General features: G+C 72.0%; 16 protein-coding genes and 2 pseudogenes. 3 read left to right on the top strand and 15 right to left on the bottom strand.

Annotation, left to right across the window (positions count from 1 at the left end):
• Positions 1–4: 4 nt before the first annotated feature.
• The 6 genes from ABZ818_RS14860 to bldG all read right to left on the bottom strand — a co-directional run bounded on the left by ABZ818_RS14860 (position 5) and on the right by bldG (position 6,591).
• Positions 5–202 carry a hypothetical protein gene (locus ABZ818_RS14860; protein WP_361414199.1) on the bottom strand — a complete coding sequence of 66 codons (198 nt, stop codon included), beginning with the start codon at positions 200–202 and terminating at the stop codon, positions 5–7.
• Positions 203–524: 322 nt separating this feature from the next.
• Positions 525–2,069, bottom strand: a complete 1,545-nt coding sequence (locus ABZ818_RS14855; RefSeq protein ID WP_361414197.1) for a class I SAM-dependent methyltransferase — start codon at positions 2,067–2,069, stop codon at positions 525–527.
• Positions 2,070–2,182: 113 nt separating this feature from the next.
• Positions 2,183–2,800 (bottom strand): small secreted protein, encoded by a 618-nt coding sequence (locus tag ABZ818_RS14850; protein WP_361414195.1) that lies wholly within the window; start codon positions 2,798–2,800, stop codon positions 2,183–2,185.
• A 191-nt stretch (positions 2,801–2,991) separates the two neighbouring features.
• On the bottom strand, positions 2,992–5,397 hold the full coding sequence (locus ABZ818_RS14845) for a sodium-translocating pyrophosphatase (protein ID WP_361414193.1): 2,406 nt from the start codon (positions 5,395–5,397) through the stop codon (positions 2,992–2,994).
• Between the two features lie 314 nt (positions 5,398–5,711).
• Positions 5,712–6,143: an ATP-binding protein gene (locus tag ABZ818_RS14840; RefSeq protein WP_361414191.1), complete on the bottom strand. Its 432-nt coding sequence runs from the start codon at positions 6,141–6,143 to the stop codon at positions 5,712–5,714.
• 106 nt (positions 6,144–6,249) lie between these two features.
• Positions 6,250–6,591, bottom strand: coding sequence for an anti-sigma factor antagonist BldG (bldG, locus tag ABZ818_RS14835; protein ID WP_009189842.1), 342 nt, complete (start codon positions 6,589–6,591; stop codon positions 6,250–6,252).
• Between the two features lie 82 nt (positions 6,592–6,673).
• On the opposite strand from bldG, the gene ABZ818_RS14830 reads away from it, so the two are divergent.
• A complete protein-coding gene (locus tag ABZ818_RS14830) occupies positions 6,674–9,172 on the top strand; it encodes a DEAD/DEAH box helicase (protein ID WP_361414189.1) in 2,499 nt (832 codons plus the stop codon).
• 263 nt (positions 9,173–9,435) lie between these two features.
• On the opposite strand, the pseudogene ABZ818_RS14825 reads toward ABZ818_RS14830, so the two are convergent.
• From ABZ818_RS14825 to ssd, 7 genes and pseudogenes are all read right to left on the bottom strand, one after another.
• Positions 9,436–9,783 (bottom strand): annotated as a pseudogene (locus ABZ818_RS14825) (Rv3654c family TadE-like protein); the annotation flags it as partial.
• Between the two features lie 58 nt (positions 9,784–9,841).
• A pseudogene (locus ABZ818_RS14820) lies at positions 9,842–10,170 on the bottom strand (TadE family type IV pilus minor pilin).
• A 67-nt stretch (positions 10,171–10,237) separates the two neighbouring features.
• The gene (locus ABZ818_RS14815; RefSeq protein ID WP_361414187.1) at positions 10,238–10,429 is read right to left on the bottom strand and encodes a DUF4244 domain-containing protein; all 192 of its coding nucleotides are present in this window, start codon (positions 10,427–10,429) and stop codon (positions 10,238–10,240) included.
• A 123-nt stretch (positions 10,430–10,552) separates the two neighbouring features.
• Complete coding sequence (locus ABZ818_RS14810; RefSeq protein WP_361414185.1) at positions 10,553–11,320, bottom strand: type II secretion system F family protein; 768 nt, start codon at positions 11,318–11,320, stop codon at positions 10,553–10,555.
• 29 nt (positions 11,321–11,349) lie between these two features.
• Positions 11,350–12,225 carry a type II secretion system F family protein gene (locus ABZ818_RS14805; RefSeq protein ID WP_361414183.1) on the bottom strand — a complete coding sequence of 292 codons (876 nt, stop codon included), beginning with the start codon at positions 12,223–12,225 and terminating at the stop codon, positions 11,350–11,352.
• Positions 12,218–13,393, bottom strand: a complete 1,176-nt coding sequence (locus ABZ818_RS14800) for a TadA family conjugal transfer-associated ATPase (protein ID WP_361414181.1) — start codon at positions 13,391–13,393, stop codon at positions 12,218–12,220. Before ABZ818_RS14800 ends, ABZ818_RS14805 begins: the two co-directional genes overlap by 8 nt.
• Before the next feature lie 98 nt (positions 13,394–13,491).
• Positions 13,492–14,595, bottom strand: coding sequence for a septum site-determining protein Ssd (gene ssd / locus ABZ818_RS14795; protein ID WP_361414179.1), 1,104 nt, complete (start codon positions 14,593–14,595; stop codon positions 13,492–13,494).
• Positions 14,596–15,176: 581 nt separating this feature from the next.
• Here ssd and ABZ818_RS14790 point away from each other — a divergent pair.
• A complete protein-coding gene (locus ABZ818_RS14790; protein ID WP_361414176.1) occupies positions 15,177–16,010 on the top strand; it encodes an HAD-IB family hydrolase in 834 nt (277 codons plus the stop codon).
• Between the two features lie 370 nt (positions 16,011–16,380).
• On the opposite strand, the gene ABZ818_RS14785 is transcribed toward ABZ818_RS14790, so the two are convergent.
• Positions 16,381–17,244 carry an oxidoreductase gene (locus tag ABZ818_RS14785; RefSeq protein WP_361414173.1) on the bottom strand — a complete coding sequence of 288 codons (864 nt, stop codon included), beginning with the start codon at positions 17,242–17,244 and terminating at the stop codon, positions 16,381–16,383.
• 100 nt (positions 17,245–17,344) lie between these two features.
• Here ABZ818_RS14785 and ABZ818_RS14780 point away from each other — a divergent pair, with 100 nt between their 5' ends.
• Entirely contained in the window at positions 17,345–18,325 is a 981-nt protein-coding gene (locus ABZ818_RS14780; protein ID WP_361414170.1) for an ATP-binding protein, read from the top strand.
• Between the two features lie 6 nt (positions 18,326–18,331).
• Here ABZ818_RS14780 and ABZ818_RS14775 read toward each other — a convergent pair whose 3' ends face one another.
• Positions 18,332–19,594: a hypothetical protein gene (locus ABZ818_RS14775; RefSeq protein WP_361414167.1), complete on the bottom strand. Its 1,263-nt coding sequence runs from the start codon at positions 19,592–19,594 to the stop codon at positions 18,332–18,334.
• Positions 19,595–19,688 lie beyond the last annotated feature (94 nt).

Below are 19,688 nucleotides of genomic sequence, written 5' to 3'. Positions count from 1 at the left end.
GCCGTCACAGACGCCCGAAGCACCACACGCCGACGGTCAGCGCGGTCACGGCGGCCAGGGTCGCGACGGTCGCCGACGCGGTGCGGGGCAGGCCGTGGGCGACGGGTTCCCGGTGCCGGACCCGGACCGCCGTCCAGCCCAGCAAAGCCGCTCCGAACAGGGAGAACACCGTTCCCGCGAAGATCGTCGGCCCGCTCTCCATGTACGTCCCCTCCCGTCCCCGGATGCCCCGGTACGGGAGGCTGACACCCGCGGGCGACGACGACACCAACCCGCGGTGAACAGGAGTCGCCCCGCTCCCGGGGCGGCGCTCCGACGCCTTCGCGAGGTGACGGGAATCAAGCTCTCCGCTTTTTCCCGCGTTTTTCCGGCTCGGTCCCGGCAAAGATCGAAAACCTTGTCGGAGCACCGTCGAAACGGCCCACACGCCCCGAGAACGACGAGAACTCGCCGCCGCCCCAGTAGCACCTGTGGGCCCGGCGAGCGCTCAGGGGCGCACGGGCCTCATCGGTCGCGTGAACCGGTCACCGAGCCGGTTCCTCCACCGATTTCTGCGCCGGTTCGATGAAGCCCTGCTCCACCAGCAGGCGGATCTGGGCCGGAGTGCGGTCGCGCAGGAGGAGCGGGTTCTCGCCCATCAACTGGGCGATGGCGTCCAGGATGCGGCCGGCGCTCAGCGTGCCGTCGCAAACACCGGCGAAGCCGGCGCCCACCGTGTCCACCGTGGTGGCCCGGCGCATCCCGCGGTTCTGGCGCAGCACGACGTGCTCGGGGTCCTCGGCGCCGGGGAGCCCGACCTGCTCCTGGACCACCTCGCGCACGAGCCGGAAGTGACCGTCGAGCAAGGCCGCGTCGTCGTGGTCCCGCAGATAGTCGACGCGGGCGAAGTGCGCCCGGACGGTGTCGCCGAGCGGCTGCTCCACCGGGTGCGGCCACTCCTCCACGGTGATCGAGGGCGTCGCGGAGCCCGTCCTGCGCAGTGTGATCCAGCCGAAGCCCACGGCCCTGACCTTGCGCGCCTCGAACTCCTCCAGCCAGGCGTCGTACCGCGCCTGGTACTCCGCGGCGTCGCCGCGGTGGTCGCCGGCGTCCCTCAGCCACAGCTCGGCGTACTGCGTGACGTCCTGCACCTCGCGCTGGACGATCCACGCGTCGCACCCGCGGGGCACCCATGACCTGAGCCTGTCCTGCCAGTCCTCCCCTTCGACGTGCTGCCAGTTGGCGAGGAAGTGTGCGAACCCGCCCTCGTTCAGGCGGTCGCCCGCCTCTTGAACGAGCGTGCGGCACAGATCGTCCCCGCTCATCCCGCCGTCGCGGTACGTCAGCCGGGCGCCCGGGGAGATCACGAAGGGCGGGTTCGACACGATCAGGTCGAACCGCTCGTCGTCGTGGACCGGTGCGAACAGCGAGCCCTGGCGCAGATCGGCGGCCCGCGCGCCGGACAGCGCGAGCGTCAGGGCGGTGATGTGCAGCGCGCGCGGGTTGATGTCGGTCGCGGTCACGCGCGTGGCGTGCCGGCCGGCGTGCAGCGCCTGGATGCCGGAGCCGGTGCCGAGGTCGAGCGCGGAGCCGACCGGCGTGCGGACCGTGATGCCGGCCAGCGTCGTGGAGGCGCCGCCGACCCCGAGGACGACGCCCTCGTCGCGGCTGCCGATCCCGCCCGCGCCGCCCACCGCGCAGCCCAGGTCGGACACGATGAACCAGTCCTCGCCGTCGAGTCCGCCGTACGGCCGGACGTCCACAGTCGCGGCGACCTCGTCCGCGCCGGCACGCACCAGCCAGCCGGTCTCCAGGCACGCCTCGACGGGCAGGACGCCCGCCACGCGCGCGTACGGCACCGGCTGCTGGAGCAGGAACAGCCGGACCAGCAGTTCCAGCGGCGTGTCGCCGCGCGTGGCCCGGAGCGCGGGCACGGTCTCGGCGCGCGCCAGCGCCGCGTACGCGGGCGCGCCGAGCAGCTCCAGCAGTCCGTCGGCGGTGAAGGAGGCGCCGAGCAGGGCGTCCCGGAGCCGGGCGGCGACGTCCGGTCGGTCGGAGGCGGGCAGTGCGGGCAGGCTGGTGTCACTCACGCCCCCATTGTGTCGGCTCACTCCGACAGCGCACGCGCGCATGTGCCTGCGTGTGTCTGCGCGCGTGCTCGCGTGCGTCTCTGCGTGCCTGTCCGAGCGCCTGCCTGCGTGCGTCAGCCGCTCGTCGCCGGGGACGAGCCCGAGGTGGACGGGGTGGCGGAGGCGGACTTGCAACTCGGCTGCTGGGCCATCGCCCGGCCGACGTCGCCCTCCTCGAGGTTCTTCAGCGCGTCGCTCCCGGTCCGGCTCAGCTTGTCCAGCCGGGTGGCGACCTCCTTGAGGCCGTCCGCGAACTTGGCCTGGTCCTTGGTGTCGAGCTTGTCCACCTGCTGCTTCAGCGAGGTGTACGAGGCCGCCAGGCCGTTGAGCTCCTTGACCGCGTCCTGCTGCTTCTTCCGGCCGTTGTCGACCTCGGGTGCGCCGGCGGTGTTCACGGCCTGGCCGATGGCCTTGTAGGCGTCGGCCATGTCCTGGAAGGCCTGCGCGTCGGTCTTCTGGACCTGGGCCGGCTCGCTGTTGTCCGAGGTCTCCTTCTGGATGGCGGCGTTGGCGGCCTCGATCTTCTTCGCCTGCGGCTGCACCGCGTCGCACACCTGCTTGGCCCAGGTGTTCAGCGCGTCGTTCTTGCTGTCGGCAGCGCTGCTGGTGCAGCCCGTCAGTGCCAGTACGAGTACCGCACCGCCGGACAGTGCGGCCGCGAGCTTCTTGTTCACCGGGTTGGTCCCTTCCATGGCTCTCGGCCCCGGAACATACACGCCGTGTCGGCCACACCCGGGAGTCGGTCGCCCCTTGTGTGGTGTCTTGCGACCATTTGAACCAAGCGAGAGAAGGCTCACGGAGAGCATCCGCACACACGGCGGGCGGGCGACGCGTCGTACGCGCCGCCCGCCCGTCTCCTGAGCTGGGCCCGGGATGAGACCGCCTACGAAACCACCGCGGGATCGGCCGACTTGGAGACCCGTTCGGCGTTGTCGTCGTCGCCCACGGCGATACCGCGCCGCTTGGAGATGTAGACCGCGCCGACGATCACGGCCAGCGACAGGACCGCGATCACGATCCGTACGCCGAGGCTCTTGTCGCTGCCGTAGGAGAACTTGATGACCGCGGGCGCGATGAGCAGCGACACCAGGTTCATCACCTTCAGCAGCGGGTTGATCGCGGGGCCGGCGGTGTCCTTGAAGGGATCGCCCACCGTGTCCCCGATCACCGTGGCCGCGTGGGCCTCGCTGCCCTTGCCGCCGTGGTTGCCGTCCTCGACCAGCTTCTTGGCGTTGTCCCAGGCGCCACCGGAGTTGGCGAGGAACACCGCCATCAACGTGCCCGCGCCGATCGCGCCCGCGAGATAGGAGCCGAGCGCACCGACCCCGAGCGTGAACCCGATGAAGATGGGCGCCATGACGGCGAGCAGCCCGGGTGTGGCGAGCTCGCGCAGGGCGTCCTTGGTGCAGATGTCGACGACCTTGCCGTACTCCGGCTTCTCGCTGAAGTCCATGATCCCGGGCTTCTCACGGAACTGCCGGCGCACCTCGTACACCACCGAACCCGCCGACCGGGACACCGCGTTGATCGCCAGCCCCGAGAACAGGAAGACGACCGCCGCGCCGGCGATGAGGCCGACCAGGTTGTTGGGCTGCGAGATGTCCATGATCAGGGTCATCGGCGCACCCGAACCCGTCAGCTTCTCCCCGACGTCGCGCGCGCCGGTGGTGATGGCGTCCCGGTACGACCCGAAGAGCGCCGAGGCCGCGAGGACGGCGGTGGCGATGGCGATGCCCTTGGTGATGGCCTTGGTGGTGTTGCCCACCGCGTCCAGGTTGGTGAGCACCTGGGCGCCCGCGCCCTCGACGTCGCCGGACATCTCGGCGATGCCCTGGGCGTTGTCGGAGACCGGGCCGAAGGTGTCCATGGCGACGATCACGCCGACCGTGGTGAGCAGTCCGGTGCCGGCCAGCGCCACCGCGAACAGCGCCAGCATGATCGACGTACCGCCGAGCAGGAAGGCCCCGTACACGCTGAGGCCGATCAGCAGGGCGGTGTAGACCGCGGACTCCAGGCCCACGGAGACACCGGCGAGGACGACGGTGGCCGGACCGGTGAGCGAGGTCTTGCCGATGTCTCTGACCGGACGCCGGTTGGTCTCGGTGAAGTAGCCGGTCAGCTGCTGGATCACGGCGGCCAGCAGGATGCCGATCCCCACCGCGACCAGGGCGAGGATCCGCGGGTCGCCGTCCTTGCCCCTGATCGCCGCGTCGGTGACACCGGTGAGACCGGCGTACGACGACGGCAAATAGACGAAGACGGCGGCCGCGACCAGGGCGAGTGAGATCACCGCGGAGATGAAGAAACCGCGGTTGATCGCGCTCATGCCGCTGCGGTCGGCGCGGCGCGGCGCCACCGCGAAGATCCCGATCATGGCGGTGATCACACCGATGGCCGGTACGAGCAGCGGGAAGGCGAGCCCGTCGTTGCCGAAGGCCGCCTTGCCGAGGATCAGCGCGGCGACCAGCGTGACGGCGTACGACTCGAAGAGGTCGGCCGCCATGCCCGCGCAGTCGCCGACGTTGTCGCCCACGTTGTCGGCGATGGTCGCGGCATTGCGCGGATCGTCCTCCGGAATGCCCTGCTCGACCTTGCCGACCAGGTCGGCGCCGACGTCGGCGGCCTTGGTGAAGATCCCGCCGCCCACACGCATGAACATCGCGATCAGCGCGGCACCGAGGCCGAAGCCCTCCAGGACCTTCGGCGCGTCGGCCGCGTACACCAGCACCACACAGGAGGCGCCGAGCAGGCCGAGCCCCACCGTGAACATGCCGACGACGCCGCCGGTGCGAAAAGCGATCTTCATTGCCTTGTGCGAGACGGCGGTGAGATCCTTTTCCGGCTCACCCTCCGCAGGGGTCGCTTCACGGGCCGCCGCGGCGACACGTACATTGCTGCGCACGGCGAGCCACATGCCGATATAGCCGGTGGCCGCCGAGAAGGCGGCCCCGATCAGGAAGAACACCGATCGTCCGGCGCGCTGATTCCAGTCGTCCGCGGGCAGCAGCATGAGCAGGAAGAACACGACCACGGCGAATACGCCGAGCGTGCGCAACTGGCGGCCCAGATAGGCGTTCGCGCCTTCCTGGACCGCTTCAGCGATCTCCTTCATGCTGCTGGTGCCTTCGCCCGCCGCGAGCACCTGGCGCACCAGGACGCCTGCGACCACGAGCGCGGCCAGCGCGACGGCCGCGATGACCGCCACGATGATCCGATTGTCGTTGGTCAGCACTGCAGCTGCGAAGGTTGTGGGGTGGCCCAACTGATGAGGGGTAGAAAGCCCCGCCATTCGTCCTCCTTGACGCTTGGGCTGAGCTCAAGATGTGGACGGATTGTAGGTAGCGGAACCTGATCAAAACAGAGCGCGGCAAACCGAATTGCCCTTCACCTGCTCTTCAGCAAATGATCGACGTCACGCCACGGAACCCGAAAGAGGTAATGGTTCAAAACCATTGACCCTCGATCACTGCTTGATCAAATGATCTGCCGACCGGTCGTGAATTCATTCACGAATTCAAATGTACCTGGTGGAGGCGGCGGTGCAACAAGAAGGGCCCTGCGAAGCAGGGCCCTCGATGTGGTGCGCCGAACGGATGAGGTGCGTCAGGGAAGCGTCGCGACCGGCGGTGTGGTCGGCCAGGTCATCTTGATCAACCCGCCGTGCTCCCCTGCCGAAACCTCCACGTCGTCGACGAGGCCGCTGATGACCGCGAGGCCCATCTCGTCCTCTTCGGCCTCCGCCTCGTCCGCCGCGCCCGGGGCGTCCCCGGCGTGGTACGGCGCGTGCCGGGCCTCGTCGCCGACCTCGATGGAGAACTGCTTCTCCTCCTCGGTCAGCATCACCTTCACCGGTGCCGAGATCCCGCTGTTGCGATGCAGCCCCACGGCCCGGGAACAGGCCTCGCCGACGGCGAGTCTGACCTCGTCGAGGACGGCCTCGTCCACTCCGGCCCTGCGCGCCACCGCTGCCGCCACCAGACGGGCGGTCCTGACGTGCTCGGGCAGCGCGCTGAAACGGAGTTCGACGGTGGCCATGCATCCCCCTCGGAGCTACGGGCGTGCTGTAGGAGGACCGGGCCGCCGAAATGCCCGGCCCCCCGTTTGGGCTCTTCCGCCCCGGTCACCTGGCCGGGGCCGGTGGTCAGTCTGTCGCCGCCACCGCTTCGTCCACCGAGGTGTGGATCGGGAACACCTTGGTGAGACCGGTGATACGGAAGATCTTGAGAATGCGCTCCTGGTTGCACACCAGGCGCAGCGAGCCCTCATGGGCACGCACGCGCTTCAGGCCACCGACCAGCACGCCGAGCCCGGTGGAGTCGAGGAAGTCCACGCCCTCCATGTCGACGACGAGGTGGAAATTCCCGTCGTTCACCAGCTCGACCAGCTGCTCGCGCAGCTTGGGCGCGGTATATACGTCGATTTCGCCACCGACCTCGACGACCGTACGATCGCCGACGGTACGGGTCGACAGGGACAGGTCCACGGATCCTCCAGCACCTTGCTATCGAGCGGTCGCCCCTCAGGACACCTCGGCTTGAAGCCCCCGGGACGGTTCGCCAGCCGCGATGGCATTCAATCACTTACCGGCAGGCGTGCACGACGCCTTGGTCCCATTGTCCTGCACGTCGGTGACAGACTCGGTGCCGATGGCCAAGAATCACCGATCCGATCGATCCCCGGCTGGCCCCGCAACCCGCCTGGCGCCGGGCGCGGTTCTCGACCGGCTCGCCGCGGGGCAGAGCCGGGCTGCGCGCATCACTCATACGGAGCACTTGCCCCCGCGCGCGGGGCGCCATGCCGTCTGGCCCGACCGGATTCGGCCGGAGGTGATCGCGGCGGTCCAGGCGTGCGGGATCGAGCACCCGTGGGCGCACCAGGCGCGCGCCGCGGAACACGCCCTGGACGGCGACTCCGTAGTCGTCGCCACCGGCACCGCGTCCGGCAAGTCGCTGGCCTACCTCGTCCCGGTGCTCTCGACGTTGCTGGACGGTTCCGAGGCGGCCAACGGCCGCGGCGCCACCGCCCTGTACCTGGCCCCCACCAAGGCCCTCGCGGCCGACCAGTGCCGTGCGGTGAAGGAACTCGCCCGGCCCCTGGGCAAGGCCGTACGCCCCGCGGTGTACGACGGAGACACCCCGCCCGAGGAACGCGAGTGGATCCGCCAGTACGCCAACCACGTCCTGACCAACCCCGACATGCTGCACCGCGGGATCCTTCCCTCCCACCCGCGCTGGTCCTCCTTCCTGCGCGCCCTGAAGTACGTGGTCGTCGACGAATGCCACACCTACCGGGGCGTCTTCGGCTCCCACGTCGCCCAGGTGCTGCGCCGCCTTCGCCGGCTGTGCGCGCGCTACGGCGCCTCTCCGGTCTTCCTGCTGGCCTCGGCGACCGCCGCGGAGCCCGCTGTGGCCGCCCGCCGCCTCACCGGTCTGCCCGTGGTGGAGGTGGCCGACGACGCCTCGCCCCGCGGGGAACTGGTGTTCGCTCTCTGGGAGCCCCCGCTGACCGAGCTGCGGGGCGAACGGGGCGCGCCCGTCCGGCGCACCGCCACCGCCGAGACGGCCGACCTGCTGACCGACCTCACCCTCCAGGGCGTGCGCTCGGTCGCCTTCGTACGGTCCCGGCGCGGCGCCGAGCTGATCTCGGTGATCGCCCAGGAGCGGCTGGCCGAGATCGACCGGCCGCTGTCCCGGCGCGTCGCGGCCTACCGGGGCGGCTACCTGCCCGAGGAGCGCCGCGCACTCGAACGCGCCCTGCACTCCGGCGAGCTCCTGGGCCTGGCCGCCACGACGGCCCTGGAGCTGGGCGTGGACGTGTCCGGCCTGGACGCCGTGCTGATCGCCGGATACCCGGGCACCCGCGCCTCCCTGTGGCAGCAGGCGGGCCGCGCGGGGCGCTCCGGTCAGGGCGCCCTGGCGGTGCTGGTCGCCCGCGACGACCCGCTGGACACCTTCCTCGTCCACCACCCCGAGGCCCTGTTCGACCAGCCGGTCGAGTCCACGGTCCTCGACCCCGACAACCCCTACGTCCTCGCCCCGCACCTGTGCGCGGCCGCCGCCGAGCTGCCGCTCACCGAGGAGGACACCGAACTGTTCGGCGCCGCCTGCGCGGAGCTGCTGCCGCAGCTGGAGGCCGCGAAGCTGCTGCGCCGCCGGACGAAGGCCTGGCACTGGACCCGCCGGGAGCGGGCCGCGGACCTCACCGACATCCGCGGCGAGGGCGGACGACCGGTGCAGATCGTCGAGGCCGGCACCGGCCGGCTGCTCGGCACGGTCGACGCGGGCGCCGCGCACACGACCGTCCACGAGGGTGCGGTCCATCTGCACCAGGGCCGTACGTACCTGGTGCGCTCCCTCGATCTGGACGACTCGGTCGCCCTGGTCGAGGAGGCCGCCCCGCCGTACACGACGGTCGCCCGCGACACGACGGCGATCTCCGTCCTGGAGACGGACGTCGAGGTGCCCTGGGGCGAAGGCCGCCTGTGCTACGGCTCCGTCGAGGTCACCAACCAGGTGGTCTCCTTCCTGCGCAGACGTGTCATCACCGGTGAAGTGCTCGGCGAGACGAAGCTCGACCTCCCTCCTCGTACGCTGCGCACCCGCGCGGTGTGGTGGACGGTCACCGAGGACCAGCTCGACGAGGCCCGGATCAACCCGGAGATCCTCGGTGGCGCCCTCCACGCCGCCGAGCACGCGTCGATCGGCATGCTGCCCCTGTTCGCGACCTGCGACCGCTGGGACATCGGCGGCGTCTCCGTCCCGCTGCACCCCGACACCCTGCTGCCCACGGTCTTCGTCTACGACGGCCATCCGGGCGGCGCGGGCTTCGCCGAACGCGCCTTCCACACCGCGCGCGCCTGGCTCTCGGCCACCCGCGAGGCCATCGCCTCCTGCGAGTGCGACTCCGGCTGCCCGTCCTGCATCCAGTCCCCCAAGTGCGGCAACGGCAACGACCCGCTGCACAAGAGGGGGGCCGTGCGCCTGCTGACGGTGCTGCTGAAGGCAGCCCCGGAGGAGAAGGAGGCGGAGGTGCAGGCGGAGGCGAAGATGGATGCGGAGGCTTAGCCCACGCGGGTGAAAGGCACGGGCGCCATGGTCCCTGTGGAAGCCGTAGGCCCCGCTATGTATCCCGCGGAAGCCGTGGACCCTGCCATCCCTGCCGTGGATCCAGCGGAGGCCGTAGACCCTCCCATGGGCCCTCCAGGCCCCACAGACCCTGCCGTGGGCTCCCCGGGCCGCGCCGCCCTTGCCACGGGCCCCGCCGCCCCCGCCATGGGCTCCCCGGGCCCTACCGGCCCCGCCGGTCCCACCGGGGCGTCTGCCTGGGCCGCCGGTCCCGCTCTCGCCCTCACCTCCGCGGTGAAGGGTCCCCGTTCCACCGCCGCCGTGACGTCCGAGGTGTCGCCCACAATGGCGCACCGGACGAGTCGAGTGCCCTGTGCACGGGCCACCTCGTCCGCCCGGGCGCATGCGGCGGCACCGCCCTTCGCCCAGTGGCCCGCCGCCGCCAGCGCCGCGAGGTCGGCGGCCCCGGCCGCTCGGTGCCGGTCGACCACCGCCTGCCCCAGGGCGAGACCGATGCCGAACACCACGCAGAGCAGGGCGATCGCCCCGACGCTCCACACGGTGGCGGAACCGCGGTCGGACGGACGGCGTCCGCCACGTCCGCCACCGATGAGGCGACGAAAGCCGCGGAGGACCGGAATGCGGCACCTCATGTCCCCGTCCTCCGCTTCATGTCCCCGTCCCCCGCTGTGCGCGCGTCCCGAGCGTGTCCTCCGCCTCCGCCACGGCCTCCTCCCTCAGCCGGAAGGGCAGCACCTCCAGCCCCGGCGGGTCGGCCACGACGACCACGTGCACGTGGTCTCCCCGGCGGGTCACCGTGACCTTCGCTCCATGCGGTGCCACGTCCCGGTTACTCGGGTGACCGCGCCGTCCGGGTCCTGGCGGGCGGCGGCCCGGGCCCCTGCCCGTGCCGCGTCCACGCACTGGATCTGCGCGAGCACGACCAGCAGGACCCAGACCAGCGTCGTCACCACCAGCACCAGCACGGGCAGGACCATGGCCGCCTCCGCCGTCACGAACCCCGCGTCGGCGCCTTGCCGTTCCGCCCGGTGCGCCCGTGCCCGTTCACATCCGCGCACTGAGCGCTCGCTTCACGATGTTCTGCAACTCCGTCTTGACCTGGCCGCTCGTCACCACCTCGTACAGCAGCACGGCGAACGCCACCGCCGCGATGATCCCCATCGCGTACTCGGACGTCACCATTCCCGCGTCCCTGCGCGCCAGGGCACGCAGCCGTGCCCGCACCTTTTCGTACATCTCAACCCCCGTAACGTCTTGGTCTGTTGGTTGGCTGTTGTCTGTCAGTTGGCTGTTGTCTGTCAGTTGGCTGTTGTCCGCTGGTTCTCGACTCGCTGCTCCCGTATCCGTTCCGCCGGCGCCTCAGCCACCACCTCCGCCCAGCACTCCGCCCGCAAGGCCGATCAGCACGGGCAGCACGCCCACCGCGACGAAGGCGGGCAGGAAGCACAGCCCCACCGGCGCGGTGACCAGCACGGCCGCGCGGCGCGCCCGGGCCGTCGCGATGCGCGCCCGGTCGGCGCGGACGTCGGCCGCGAGCCGGGCCACCGGTCCGGCGGCGGGAAGGCCCGACTCGTCGGCCCGCTCCAGCAGCCGTGCCAGGGCCGCGGCCCCCGGTATCGAGGCGAGTCCGCGCCAGGCGTCGGCCGGCTGCCCGCCGAGCCGCACCTGGGCGGCGCCCCGGGCCAGTGCGTCCCCGACGGGGCCGCCCAGGGCCTCCCCGACGGCCTGGGCGGCGATCACGGGACCGGCACCGGCCGCGATGCAGGCCGCCAGCAGGTCGGCCGCGAGCGGGAGTTGACGGGCGGCTTCGGCCGCGCCGGACTCCGCTTCGGGGCGGCCGGCCGTACGCCGCCGCCACTGCCACATCCCGGCCGCCCCGGCCAGCCCGAGCGCGAGCCCGGTGAGCCCGCCGACCAGCACCCACCCGGCCCCGGCCACACCCACCGCCGGCAGCCACCGCCGCACGGCACCGGCCGCCAGGAGCCGTGAGCGCGAGCGCCATGCCTCTTCCGCCGAACGCTCCGTCCCCAGCAGCGCGGCCATCCGCCGCCGCGCGCTCCGCTCCCGGCCCATCGCCGCCAGCCATCTCACCGACAGCCACAGGAGCACCGCCGCCCCGGCGACCATCCCCAACCTGTGGACAACACCACCCGCGCTCACATCGCCTCCGCCCCTCGCACGATCCGCAGGGCCCACCACAGCCCCGCGCCCTCCAGCACGCCACCGATGGCCAGGCAGCCCAGTCCCGCTCCCGTGTGCAGCAGCACCCGCAAGGGATCGGCTCCCATGGCCGTGCCCAGCAGGAGTCCGAGGACCGGCAGGCCGGCGAGCATGACGGCCGTGGCCCTTGCGCCCGACAACTGGGCCCGCAGATCAGCGCGTTGGTCGCGCTCCACCCGCAGCGCGCCTTCGAGCCGGTCCAGCCCGGCCGCCAGGCCCGCGCCCTGGTCCACCGCCACTCGCCAGCAGGCCGCGAGGCCACGGAGGCCCTCGGCGCCCGGCTGCCGGGCCGCCGCGGCGAGCGCCGCGGGCACGTCGCCGCCGAACCGGGCCGCCGCCAGCACCGACGCCTGGGCGTCGCCGAGCCCACCCGAGTCCCGCGCGGCGCACAGCAGCGCCTCGCCCGGCTGCCGCCCGGCCCGCACCTCGCCGGCGAGCGCCCCGCACAGGGCGATCACCGCGTCCGCCCGCCGCTCCTGCCGTCGGCGCGCCGCCCGGGCGAGCCGGGTGCGGCGCAGCAGCGGCACCCCGACCGCCCCCGCGACGACCGGCAGCACCGAGGCACCCAGCACCGCGAGCACCATCCCGGCGGCCGGCGCCCACCACTCGGCGTGCAACCGCCGTCGAACCTGGGCCAGTCCGCGAAGGACCCGGCCCGAGAGCGGCGGCCCCGTGCCCTCCGGCCCGCCGCCGGCGAGCAGCGACCGCGCCCGCCGTGCCGCGGAGTGCCGGCCGCCCAGCAGCCACACGGCCGCCCCGGCACACACCGCGCCCGCGGCCACGCAGGCCGAGCCCGGAAACCACTCATCCATCGCGGTCGTCGCCCCCTCTCCCGCTCTCCGTCCGAAGCAGCCCCCGCAGCCGCTCCCACCCCCGTTCCGCCACGAACGCCTCCGCGCCCCAGCGCAGCGCCGGCACGGTCCGCACCAGTCCCGACGCGTCCCGCTCCAGCACCCGCACCTCGGCGATCCGTCGCCGCCCGGAGCGGTCCCGCACGAGGTGCAGTACCACCGACAGCGCGGCCGCCAACTGGCTGTGCAGCGCCGCCCGGTCGAGCCCTGCGGCGGTGCCCAGCGCCTCCAGCCGGGCGGGAACGTCTGCCGCCGCGTTGGCATGGACCGTGCCGCATCCGCCCTCGTGGCCGGTGTTCAGCGCGGCCAGCAGATGGACCACCTCGCCACCGCGCACCTCGCCCACGACCAGTCGGTCCGGCCTCATCCGCAGTGCCTGCCGCACCAGGTCCTCGAGGGTGACCAGGCCCGCGCCCTCCTGGTTGGCGGGCCTGGTCTCCAGGCGGACGACGTGCGGATGGTCGGGTCGCAGCTCCGCGGAGTCCTCGGCGAGGACGATCCGCTCGCCCGGTCCGGCCAGCCCGAGCAGCGCGCTGAGCAGCGTGGTCTTGCCGGTTCCGGTCCCCCCGCTGATGAGGAAGGACAGCCGGGCCTCGATCAGCGCCCGCAGCACGCGGTCCCCGCCGGGCGGCACCGTGCCCGCCGCGACCAGTTCCTCCAGCGTGAACGCGCGCGGCCGTACGACCCGCAGGGACAGGCAGGTGCAGCCGACGGCGACGGGAGGCAGCACCGCGTGCAGCCGGGTGCCGTCGGGCAGCCGGGCGTCAACCCATGGCCGGGCGTCGTCCAGCCGGCGGCCGGCCACGGCGGCCAGGCGCTGCGCGAGGCGCCGTACGGCCGCCGCGTCGGGGAAGGCGACGGCGGTCCGCTCCAGTCCGCCGCCCCGGTCCACCCACACCCGGTCCGGGGCCGACACGAGGACGTCGGTCACCGACGGATCGGCCAGCAACGGCTCCAGCGGACCGCTGCCGATCAGCTCGGAACGCAACTGCTCGGCCGCGCCGAGCACTTCGGCGTCCCCGAGCACACGGCCCTGTTCGCGCAAGGCCTGGGCGACCCGCGCGGGCGTCGGCTCGGCCCCGCTCTCGGCGAGCCACCGCCGTACACCGTCCAGCAACTCCGCGGGCATCCGGGATCCATTGGCAGGCACGGGCTCGCGGAGCGCATCCGCCGGGGCCGTCCGCAAGTCCGTTCGCAAGTCCGTTCGCAGGTGTTCGGCAACCGTCCTCATGCGGCGGCCGCCTCGATCAGCGCCCGCTCCCAGAAGGCGGTGCAGAAGCGGGCGAGCGGTCCGCGCGCCACCGCCCCGGGCGGGGTCCTGCCCTCGCCGGAGCGCCGCAACGCGGACTCCACGGGAACCTCGCCCGCGAGCGGCAGACCGAGCAGCCGGGCCACCTCGCGGTCGTCGAGCCCGGGCGCGTACGGCCCCCGGACCGCCACCCGCAGATCGCGCAGGACCATGCCGACCGCGGACGCCACCCGTGCCGCGGCCGCCACGGCGCGCAGCTCGGCGGGGACCACGAGCAGGCCGAGGTCGATCTGGGCGAGGGCCTCGGCGACCCCCTCGTCGACGCGGCGGGGAAGGTCGACCACCACGGCGCCACCGCGCCGCCGGGCGGCGGCCAGCACCGCCCGGACGGCCTGCGGCGGGACGGCCACGCAGTCGCCGCGGTCCCAGCTGAGCACGCGCAGCGAGTGCAGTTCGGGCAGCGACTCCTCCAGGGCGCCGCCGCCGACTCTCCCGCGCGAGGCGGCGAACGCCGGCCAGCGCAGCCCCTCGGCCGTCTCCCCGCCCAGCAGGACGTCGAGGCCGCCGCCCAGCGGATCGGCGTCCACGAGCAGGGTGCGCAGGCCCTCCCGCGCCGCGGTGACGGCGAGCGCGCAGGCCAGCGTGGACGCGCCCGCTCCGCCGCGGCCGCCGATGACGCCCACGGTGAGCGCGGGACGGCCGACGCCCTCGGCGACGTCGGCGATGCGGTCGACCAGCCACTGCTCGCCGTCGGGCAGCACCAGCACGTGATCGGCGCCGATCTCGATGGCGCGCCGCCAGATCCCGGAGTCGTCCTGGTCGCGGCCGACCAGCACCACTCCGCGCCGGCGTGCCGCCCCGCGCACCCGCCGAGCGGCGTCGTCGCCTACCAGCACCAGCGGCGCCGCCTCCCAGCCGCCTCTGCGCTCGGGCAGGCCGTGGTGGACCTCGGGTGTGGCGCCGGCCGCCGCGCACAGGCGCAGCAGGTCGTCGAGAAGCCCGGCGTCCTCGGTGACGATCAGCGGTCTGCCCTGGAGCCCTCCGGCATCGGGCGGTGGATCGTGTGTGACGGTTCCGGCCACGGGCCGAACCCCCTTCGCTGCTTCTTGCGCGCGGCCCGTGCGGCCCCGCGAATCCCGAACGTGAGAAGAACCGGCGACCGGCCTTCCTTTGGGCGGCCGATACGAACCGGCCGCACGCGCCCGGACAATCGGAACCGGCCATGAACTCGCCGGGAACGGTGCGCGTCGGAATCAGGGTGCAGTGATCCGGGGAATCGTGTGGATCTTGGTCAAAAACTGTGGACAACTCGATGGCTGTGAATATCGCCATCACCCATACCGGTGACCCCTGTACTGGTTCCCGTACGACTTCCACAGAGCAGCGTCACCACTACACAGCGTGACGGATCATGGAACCCCTTGAATCCCGCGCGGTGCGGCCGATCCGGCGCGGCAACCACGGACAGAAAGGGAGAAACCCACCCGGACATGCGACGACCCCCGCCGGGGGGGAGAGCGGGGGTCGTCTCCACGGCCGACTCGGGGGGGGAGGAGTCGGACCGGGTTGGCACGGTCGCGAACGATCCGTGACTTCCATGGTGTACCCGAGAGCCCTCTCAGGCAAACCCACGCGCCCACCTTACGCCGAATGGGCTGCCCCTATGCTCAGGGGCGTGGAAAACCACTCCTTGCCCCGCACAGCGGCCTTCTTCGATCTGGACAAGACGGTCATTGCGAAGTCGAGCACGCTCACCTTCAGCAAGTCCTTCTACCAAGGCGGACTGATCAACCGCAGGGCCGTGTTGCGAACGGCGTACGCCCAGTTCGTCTTCCTCGCCGGCGGCGCCGACCACGACCAGATGGAGCGCATGCGCGAGTATCTGTCCGCGCTGTGCCGCGGCTGGAACGTGCGGCAGGTCAAGGAGATCGTCGCCGAGACGCTGCACGACCTGATCGACCCGATCATCTACGACGAGGCCGCTTCCCTCATCGAGGAGCACCACACCGCCGGCCGCGACGTGGTCATCGTGTCCACGTCGGGCGCGGAGGTGGTCGAGCCGATCGGCGAACTGCTGGGCGCGGACCGCGTGGTGGCCACCCGGATGGTGGTGGGGGAGGACGGCTGCTTCACCGGCGAGGTGGAGTACTACGCCTACGGCCCGACCAAGGCGGAGGCGATCCGCGAGCTGGCCGAGTCCGAGGGGTACGACCTCAGCCGCTGCTACGCCTACAGCGACTCGGTGACCGACCTGCCGATGCTGGAGTCGGTCGGGCATCCGCACGCCGTGAACCCCGACCGGGCGCTGCGCCGGGAGGCCGTCGCGCGCGCGTGGCCGATTCTCGACTTCCACCGGCCGGTGCGGCTCAAGCAACGGCTGCCCGCGTTCTCCGTACCGCCGCGTCCGGCCCTGGTCGCGGCGGCGGCCATAGGCGCGGCGGCGGCCACCGCGGGGCTCGTCTGGTACACGAGCCGGCGCCGGAACTCGATCGTCTGATCCGCCGCCCGGCCGCCGGAAAAACCCGCGCGGCACTCGCGCGCCCTTTTAGCTCCTGTTTGAACCTGAAAGTAAAGAAGTGCGGCCAGGGGTTCCGCTTACTCCCGGCTTGCAGTACAAAGGACTCGACGGCCCGCGAGACCAAAGGACATCCGAAAGGATCACCTTTAAAGCTCAATTGGCCCCACGGACCGAGCATGAACACGGAGCACCCACGCGACGTCGACCCGTCGATTACGGGCCAGCCGCACCAGGTGACGGGCAAAGATCCCGACCTGATGGGCGACATATCGAGGACGCTTGGTAACTCGGTGGTCATGCCAGCGGCGGTACGAGTTCTCGTACCGCCGCAACCCTGTGTCCGGGTCCGTCACGCCGCCCCGCGCTGGAGCGCCTCGCACACCGCCGTGGACTCGCGCGCACCCAGCTCAACCGCCCTTGCGCAGTGGGCGATCCAGGCCGCCATGCCCTCCGGGGTGCCGGATACATAGCCGTCGAGGGCGGCCACGTAGGCCGCGCGGCCCAGTTCGGCGTGGCCGACCTCGGCGGGGCAGACCGACTTGGGGTCGAGACCGCTGCCGACCAGGACGATGCGCTCGGCCGTCCGGGCGACCAGGCCGTTGTGGGAGACGAAGGGGCGCAGTGCCAGGAGTTCGCCGTGCACCACGGCCGCCGTCACCAGGGCGGGCGCGGAGCTGCCGGCGATGATCAGCTCCGACAGACCCTCCAGGCGTCCGGACACCTCTGCGGCGCTCGGCGGCGGCAGCTCGATCAGCGGCTCGCCGACGTCCTCACCCTCCTGACGCGGCCGTCCGACCGCGTCCTCCTGGCTCCCGGCGGCCACGAGATGCAGCCTGGCCAGCACCCGCAGGGGCGACTGCCGCCAGATGGACAGCAGTTGGCCGGCCTCGGCCGTCAGCCTCAGGGCGGCGCCCATCACCCGCGCCTCGTCGTCACCGCTGAAGTCGGAGCGCCGGCGCACCTCCTCCAGGACCCAGTCCGCACCGGACAGCGCCGCGGAGCCGCGCGCACCGCGCAGTGCCGCCTCGGAGGTGATCTCGTTGCTCCGGCGCCGCATGACCCGGTGCCCGTACAGGCGGTCCACGGCCTTGCGCACGGACTCCACGGACTCGGCCACACCGGGCAGCGCGCCCAGGGCCGCAAGGGGGTCCTCCCTGCTCGCGCTCGTTCGAGAGCTTGGGGGAGGATCGGCGGCCGCTCCTGTCGTACTCATGAGTACGACCCTACGGGCCCGGGCACCCCGCCCCACGAAGGAGTGGTCTTCTTCACGCACCCCTCCACACTGAGCAATCAGAACACTACGCTTCGTGAACATGAAAATTGCTTTCGTCGGAAAGGGCGGCAGCGGCAAGACCACTCTGTCCTCCCTGTTCATCCGCCATCTCGCGGCCACCGGCGCGCCCGTCGTCGCGATCGACGCCGACATCAACCAGCACCTGGGGGCCGCGCTCGGCCTGGAGGAGGCGCAGGCCGCCGCGCTGCCGGCGATGGGCGACCGGCTGCCGCTGATCAAGGGCTACCTGCGCGGCACCAACCCGCGCATCACCTCCACCGAGACGATGATCAAGACGACCCCGCCGGGTGAGGGCTCGCGCCTGCTGCGCCTGTGCGAGGACAACCCGCTCTACGACGCCTGCGCGCACCCGGTGGAACTCGGCAGCGGCACCGCACGTTTGATGGTCACCGGCCCCTTCACGGACGCCGACCTGGGGGTCGCCTGCTACCACTCCAAGACCGGGGCGGTGGAGCTGTTCCTGAACCACCTGGTGGACAGCCGCGACGAGTACGCCGTGGTCGACATGACGGCGGGTTCGGACTCCTTCGCCTCCGGCATGTTCACCCGCTTCGACATCACGTTCCTGGTCGCCGAGCCGACCCGGAAGGGGGTCTCCGTATACCGCCAATACAGGGAGTACGCCCGCGACTACGGGGTCGTCCTGCGCGTCGTCGGCAACAAGGTGCAGGGCCAGGACGACCTCGACTTCCTGCGCGCCGAGGTCGGGGACGACCTGCTCGTGACCATCGGGCACTCCGACTGGGTGCGCGCCATGGAGAAGGGCCGGCCGCCCCGGTTCGAGTTCCTGGAGGACGCCAACCGCCGCGCGCTGCGTCTGCTCCAGGTCGCCGCCGACGCCACGTACGAGCTGCGCGACTGGGACCGCTACACCCGCCAGATGGTGCACTTCCACCTGAAGAACGCCGCCTCGTGGGGAAACGAGCGGACCGGGGCCGACCTCGCGGCGCAGATCGACCCCGGCTTCGTCCTCGGCGAGGGTGTCACCGCCCCGGCGTGAGCACCGCTACGGCTTGGGCGCCCCGGGTACACCCTTGGGGGCCGGGGCCGGGCGGCTCGGCAGGAAGGACGCCCAGCCCCGCGGCGGGGCCTCGCCGACCTTGAGGGTCCGCAGCTCGGCGAGGGTCCGCGGGTCCTGGGCGTCCAGCCAGTCGGCCAGCTGGCGAAAGGAGACACAGCGCACGTCGGGCTTGTTGCACACCTCCTTCACCACGTCCTCGACGGCACGCATGTAGGTGCCGCCGTTCCAGGACTCGAAGTGATTGCCGATCACCAGCGGGGCGCGGTTGCCGTCGTAGGCCCGGTAGAAGCCTTTCAGCACGCTGTCGCGCATCTGGTTGCCCCAGTAGCCGAACTTGGCGGGGTCGCCCTGGGTCTGCGTGCCGGACTGGTTGACCATGAAGCTGTAGTCCATGGCCAGTTGCTCGTAGGTGTGCCCGGGGAAGGGCACCAGCTGCATCGACAGGTCCCACAGGCCGTCCCGCCTCTTGGGCCACACCTGGTTGTTGACGCCGCTGCTGTCGTAGCGGAAGCCCAGTTGGCTCGCCGCCTCGACGAAGTTCTTCTGGCCCTCCAGGCACGGGGTGCGGCCGCCGACGAGCTCCTTGTCGTAGTCGAAGGGCAGCGAAGCGGTGTTCTTCATGCCGGTGTTGGTCCTCCAGGACTTCACGAACTGCTTGGCCTGGGCGATCTCGCTCTTCCACTCGTCGACCGACCACTTTCCGACTCCGCCGTCGAGGCCGCAGAAGTGACCGTTGAAGTGTGTGCCGATCTCATTGCCCTCCAGCCACGCCAGACGCGCCTGCTCGACCGTGTCGGCGATGCCCTGGGCGTCGTTGAAGCCGATCTCGGAGCTGCCCGGGGCGTGCTGCGGCGGGCGGTACAGGTCCCGCTTCCCCTGCGGGAGCAGGTACACGCCGCTGAGGAAGTAGGTCATGGTCGCGTTGTTGGCCTTGGCGACCTCGCGGAAGTGGGAGAACAGCTTCTGGCTGTCCTCCCCCGCCCCGTCCCAGGAGAACACGACGAACTGCGGCGGCCTCTCACCGGCCTTGAGCCGCTCCGGTCTGGCCAGGTGCGGCTGCGCTCCGGTGTACGCGGTGGACCCGTCGCCGATCAGGCGGACGATGTTCCCGGGCAGTTGCGGGCCCTTCTGCGGGGCGCCGGGCGCACCCCGCCTGGGCGCCTCGAGGCCGCTCGCGCAACCGGCGAGCGACGAGGCGCAGACCGCGGCGACGGCGACGCCCGCGGCGATCCTCTGGGCGGCGGCCATGTTTCGCCCACCTTCTTCCTTCTCTCGTCCGACGCCGGGACGGCGTGTGCTGGTGATGTGCCGGACGGGCCGACAACGCCGTCAAGATCGCATG

Source organism: Streptomyces sp. NPDC047453 (genome assembly GCF_040643155.1).
Classification (GTDB): Bacteria; Actinomycetota; Actinomycetes; order Streptomycetales; family Streptomycetaceae; genus Streptomyces.
This window is presented reverse-complemented; position numbering and strand designations above follow the sequence as displayed.

Excerpts from the sequence above, each read along its gene's own strand:
- ABZ818_RS14810 (WP_361414185.1), bottom strand. The coding sequence starts at position 11,320 with ATGGTCGCCGGGGCGGCGGTGCTCCTGTGGCTGTCGGTGAGATGGCTG.
- ABZ818_RS14785 (WP_361414173.1), bottom strand. The coding sequence starts at position 17,244 with ATGAGTACGACAGGAGCGGCCGCCGATCCTCCCCCAAGCTCTCGAACG.
- ABZ818_RS14860 (WP_361414199.1), bottom strand. The coding sequence starts at position 202 with ATGGAGAGCGGGCCGACGATCTTCGCGGGAACGGTGTTCTCCCTGTTC.
- ABZ818_RS14780 (WP_361414170.1), top strand. The coding sequence starts at position 17,345 with ATGAAAATTGCTTTCGTCGGAAAGGGCGGCAGCGGCAAGACCACTCTG.
- ABZ818_RS14775 (WP_361414167.1), bottom strand. The coding sequence starts at position 19,594 with ATGGCCGCCGCCCAGAGGATCGCCGCGGGCGTCGCCGTCGCCGCGGTC.
- ABZ818_RS14805 (WP_361414183.1), bottom strand. The coding sequence starts at position 12,225 with ATGGATGAGTGGTTTCCGGGCTCGGCCTGCGTGGCCGCGGGCGCGGTG.
- ABZ818_RS14845 (WP_361414193.1), bottom strand. The coding sequence starts at position 5,397 with ATGGCGGGGCTTTCTACCCCTCATCAGTTGGGCCACCCCACAACCTTC.
- ABZ818_RS14790 (WP_361414176.1), top strand. The coding sequence starts at position 15,177 with ATGCTCAGGGGCGTGGAAAACCACTCCTTGCCCCGCACAGCGGCCTTC.
- ABZ818_RS14815 (WP_361414187.1), bottom strand. The coding sequence starts at position 10,429 with ATGTACGAAAAGGTGCGGGCACGGCTGCGTGCCCTGGCGCGCAGGGAC.
- ABZ818_RS14850 (WP_361414195.1), bottom strand. The coding sequence starts at position 2,800 with ATGGAAGGGACCAACCCGGTGAACAAGAAGCTCGCGGCCGCACTGTCC.
- ABZ818_RS14800 (WP_361414181.1), bottom strand. The coding sequence starts at position 13,393 with ATGCCCGCGGAGTTGCTGGACGGTGTACGGCGGTGGCTCGCCGAGAGC.
- ABZ818_RS14840 (WP_361414191.1), bottom strand. The coding sequence starts at position 6,143 with ATGGCCACCGTCGAACTCCGTTTCAGCGCGCTGCCCGAGCACGTCAGG.
- ABZ818_RS14830 (WP_361414189.1), top strand. The coding sequence starts at position 6,674 with ATGGCATTCAATCACTTACCGGCAGGCGTGCACGACGCCTTGGTCCCA.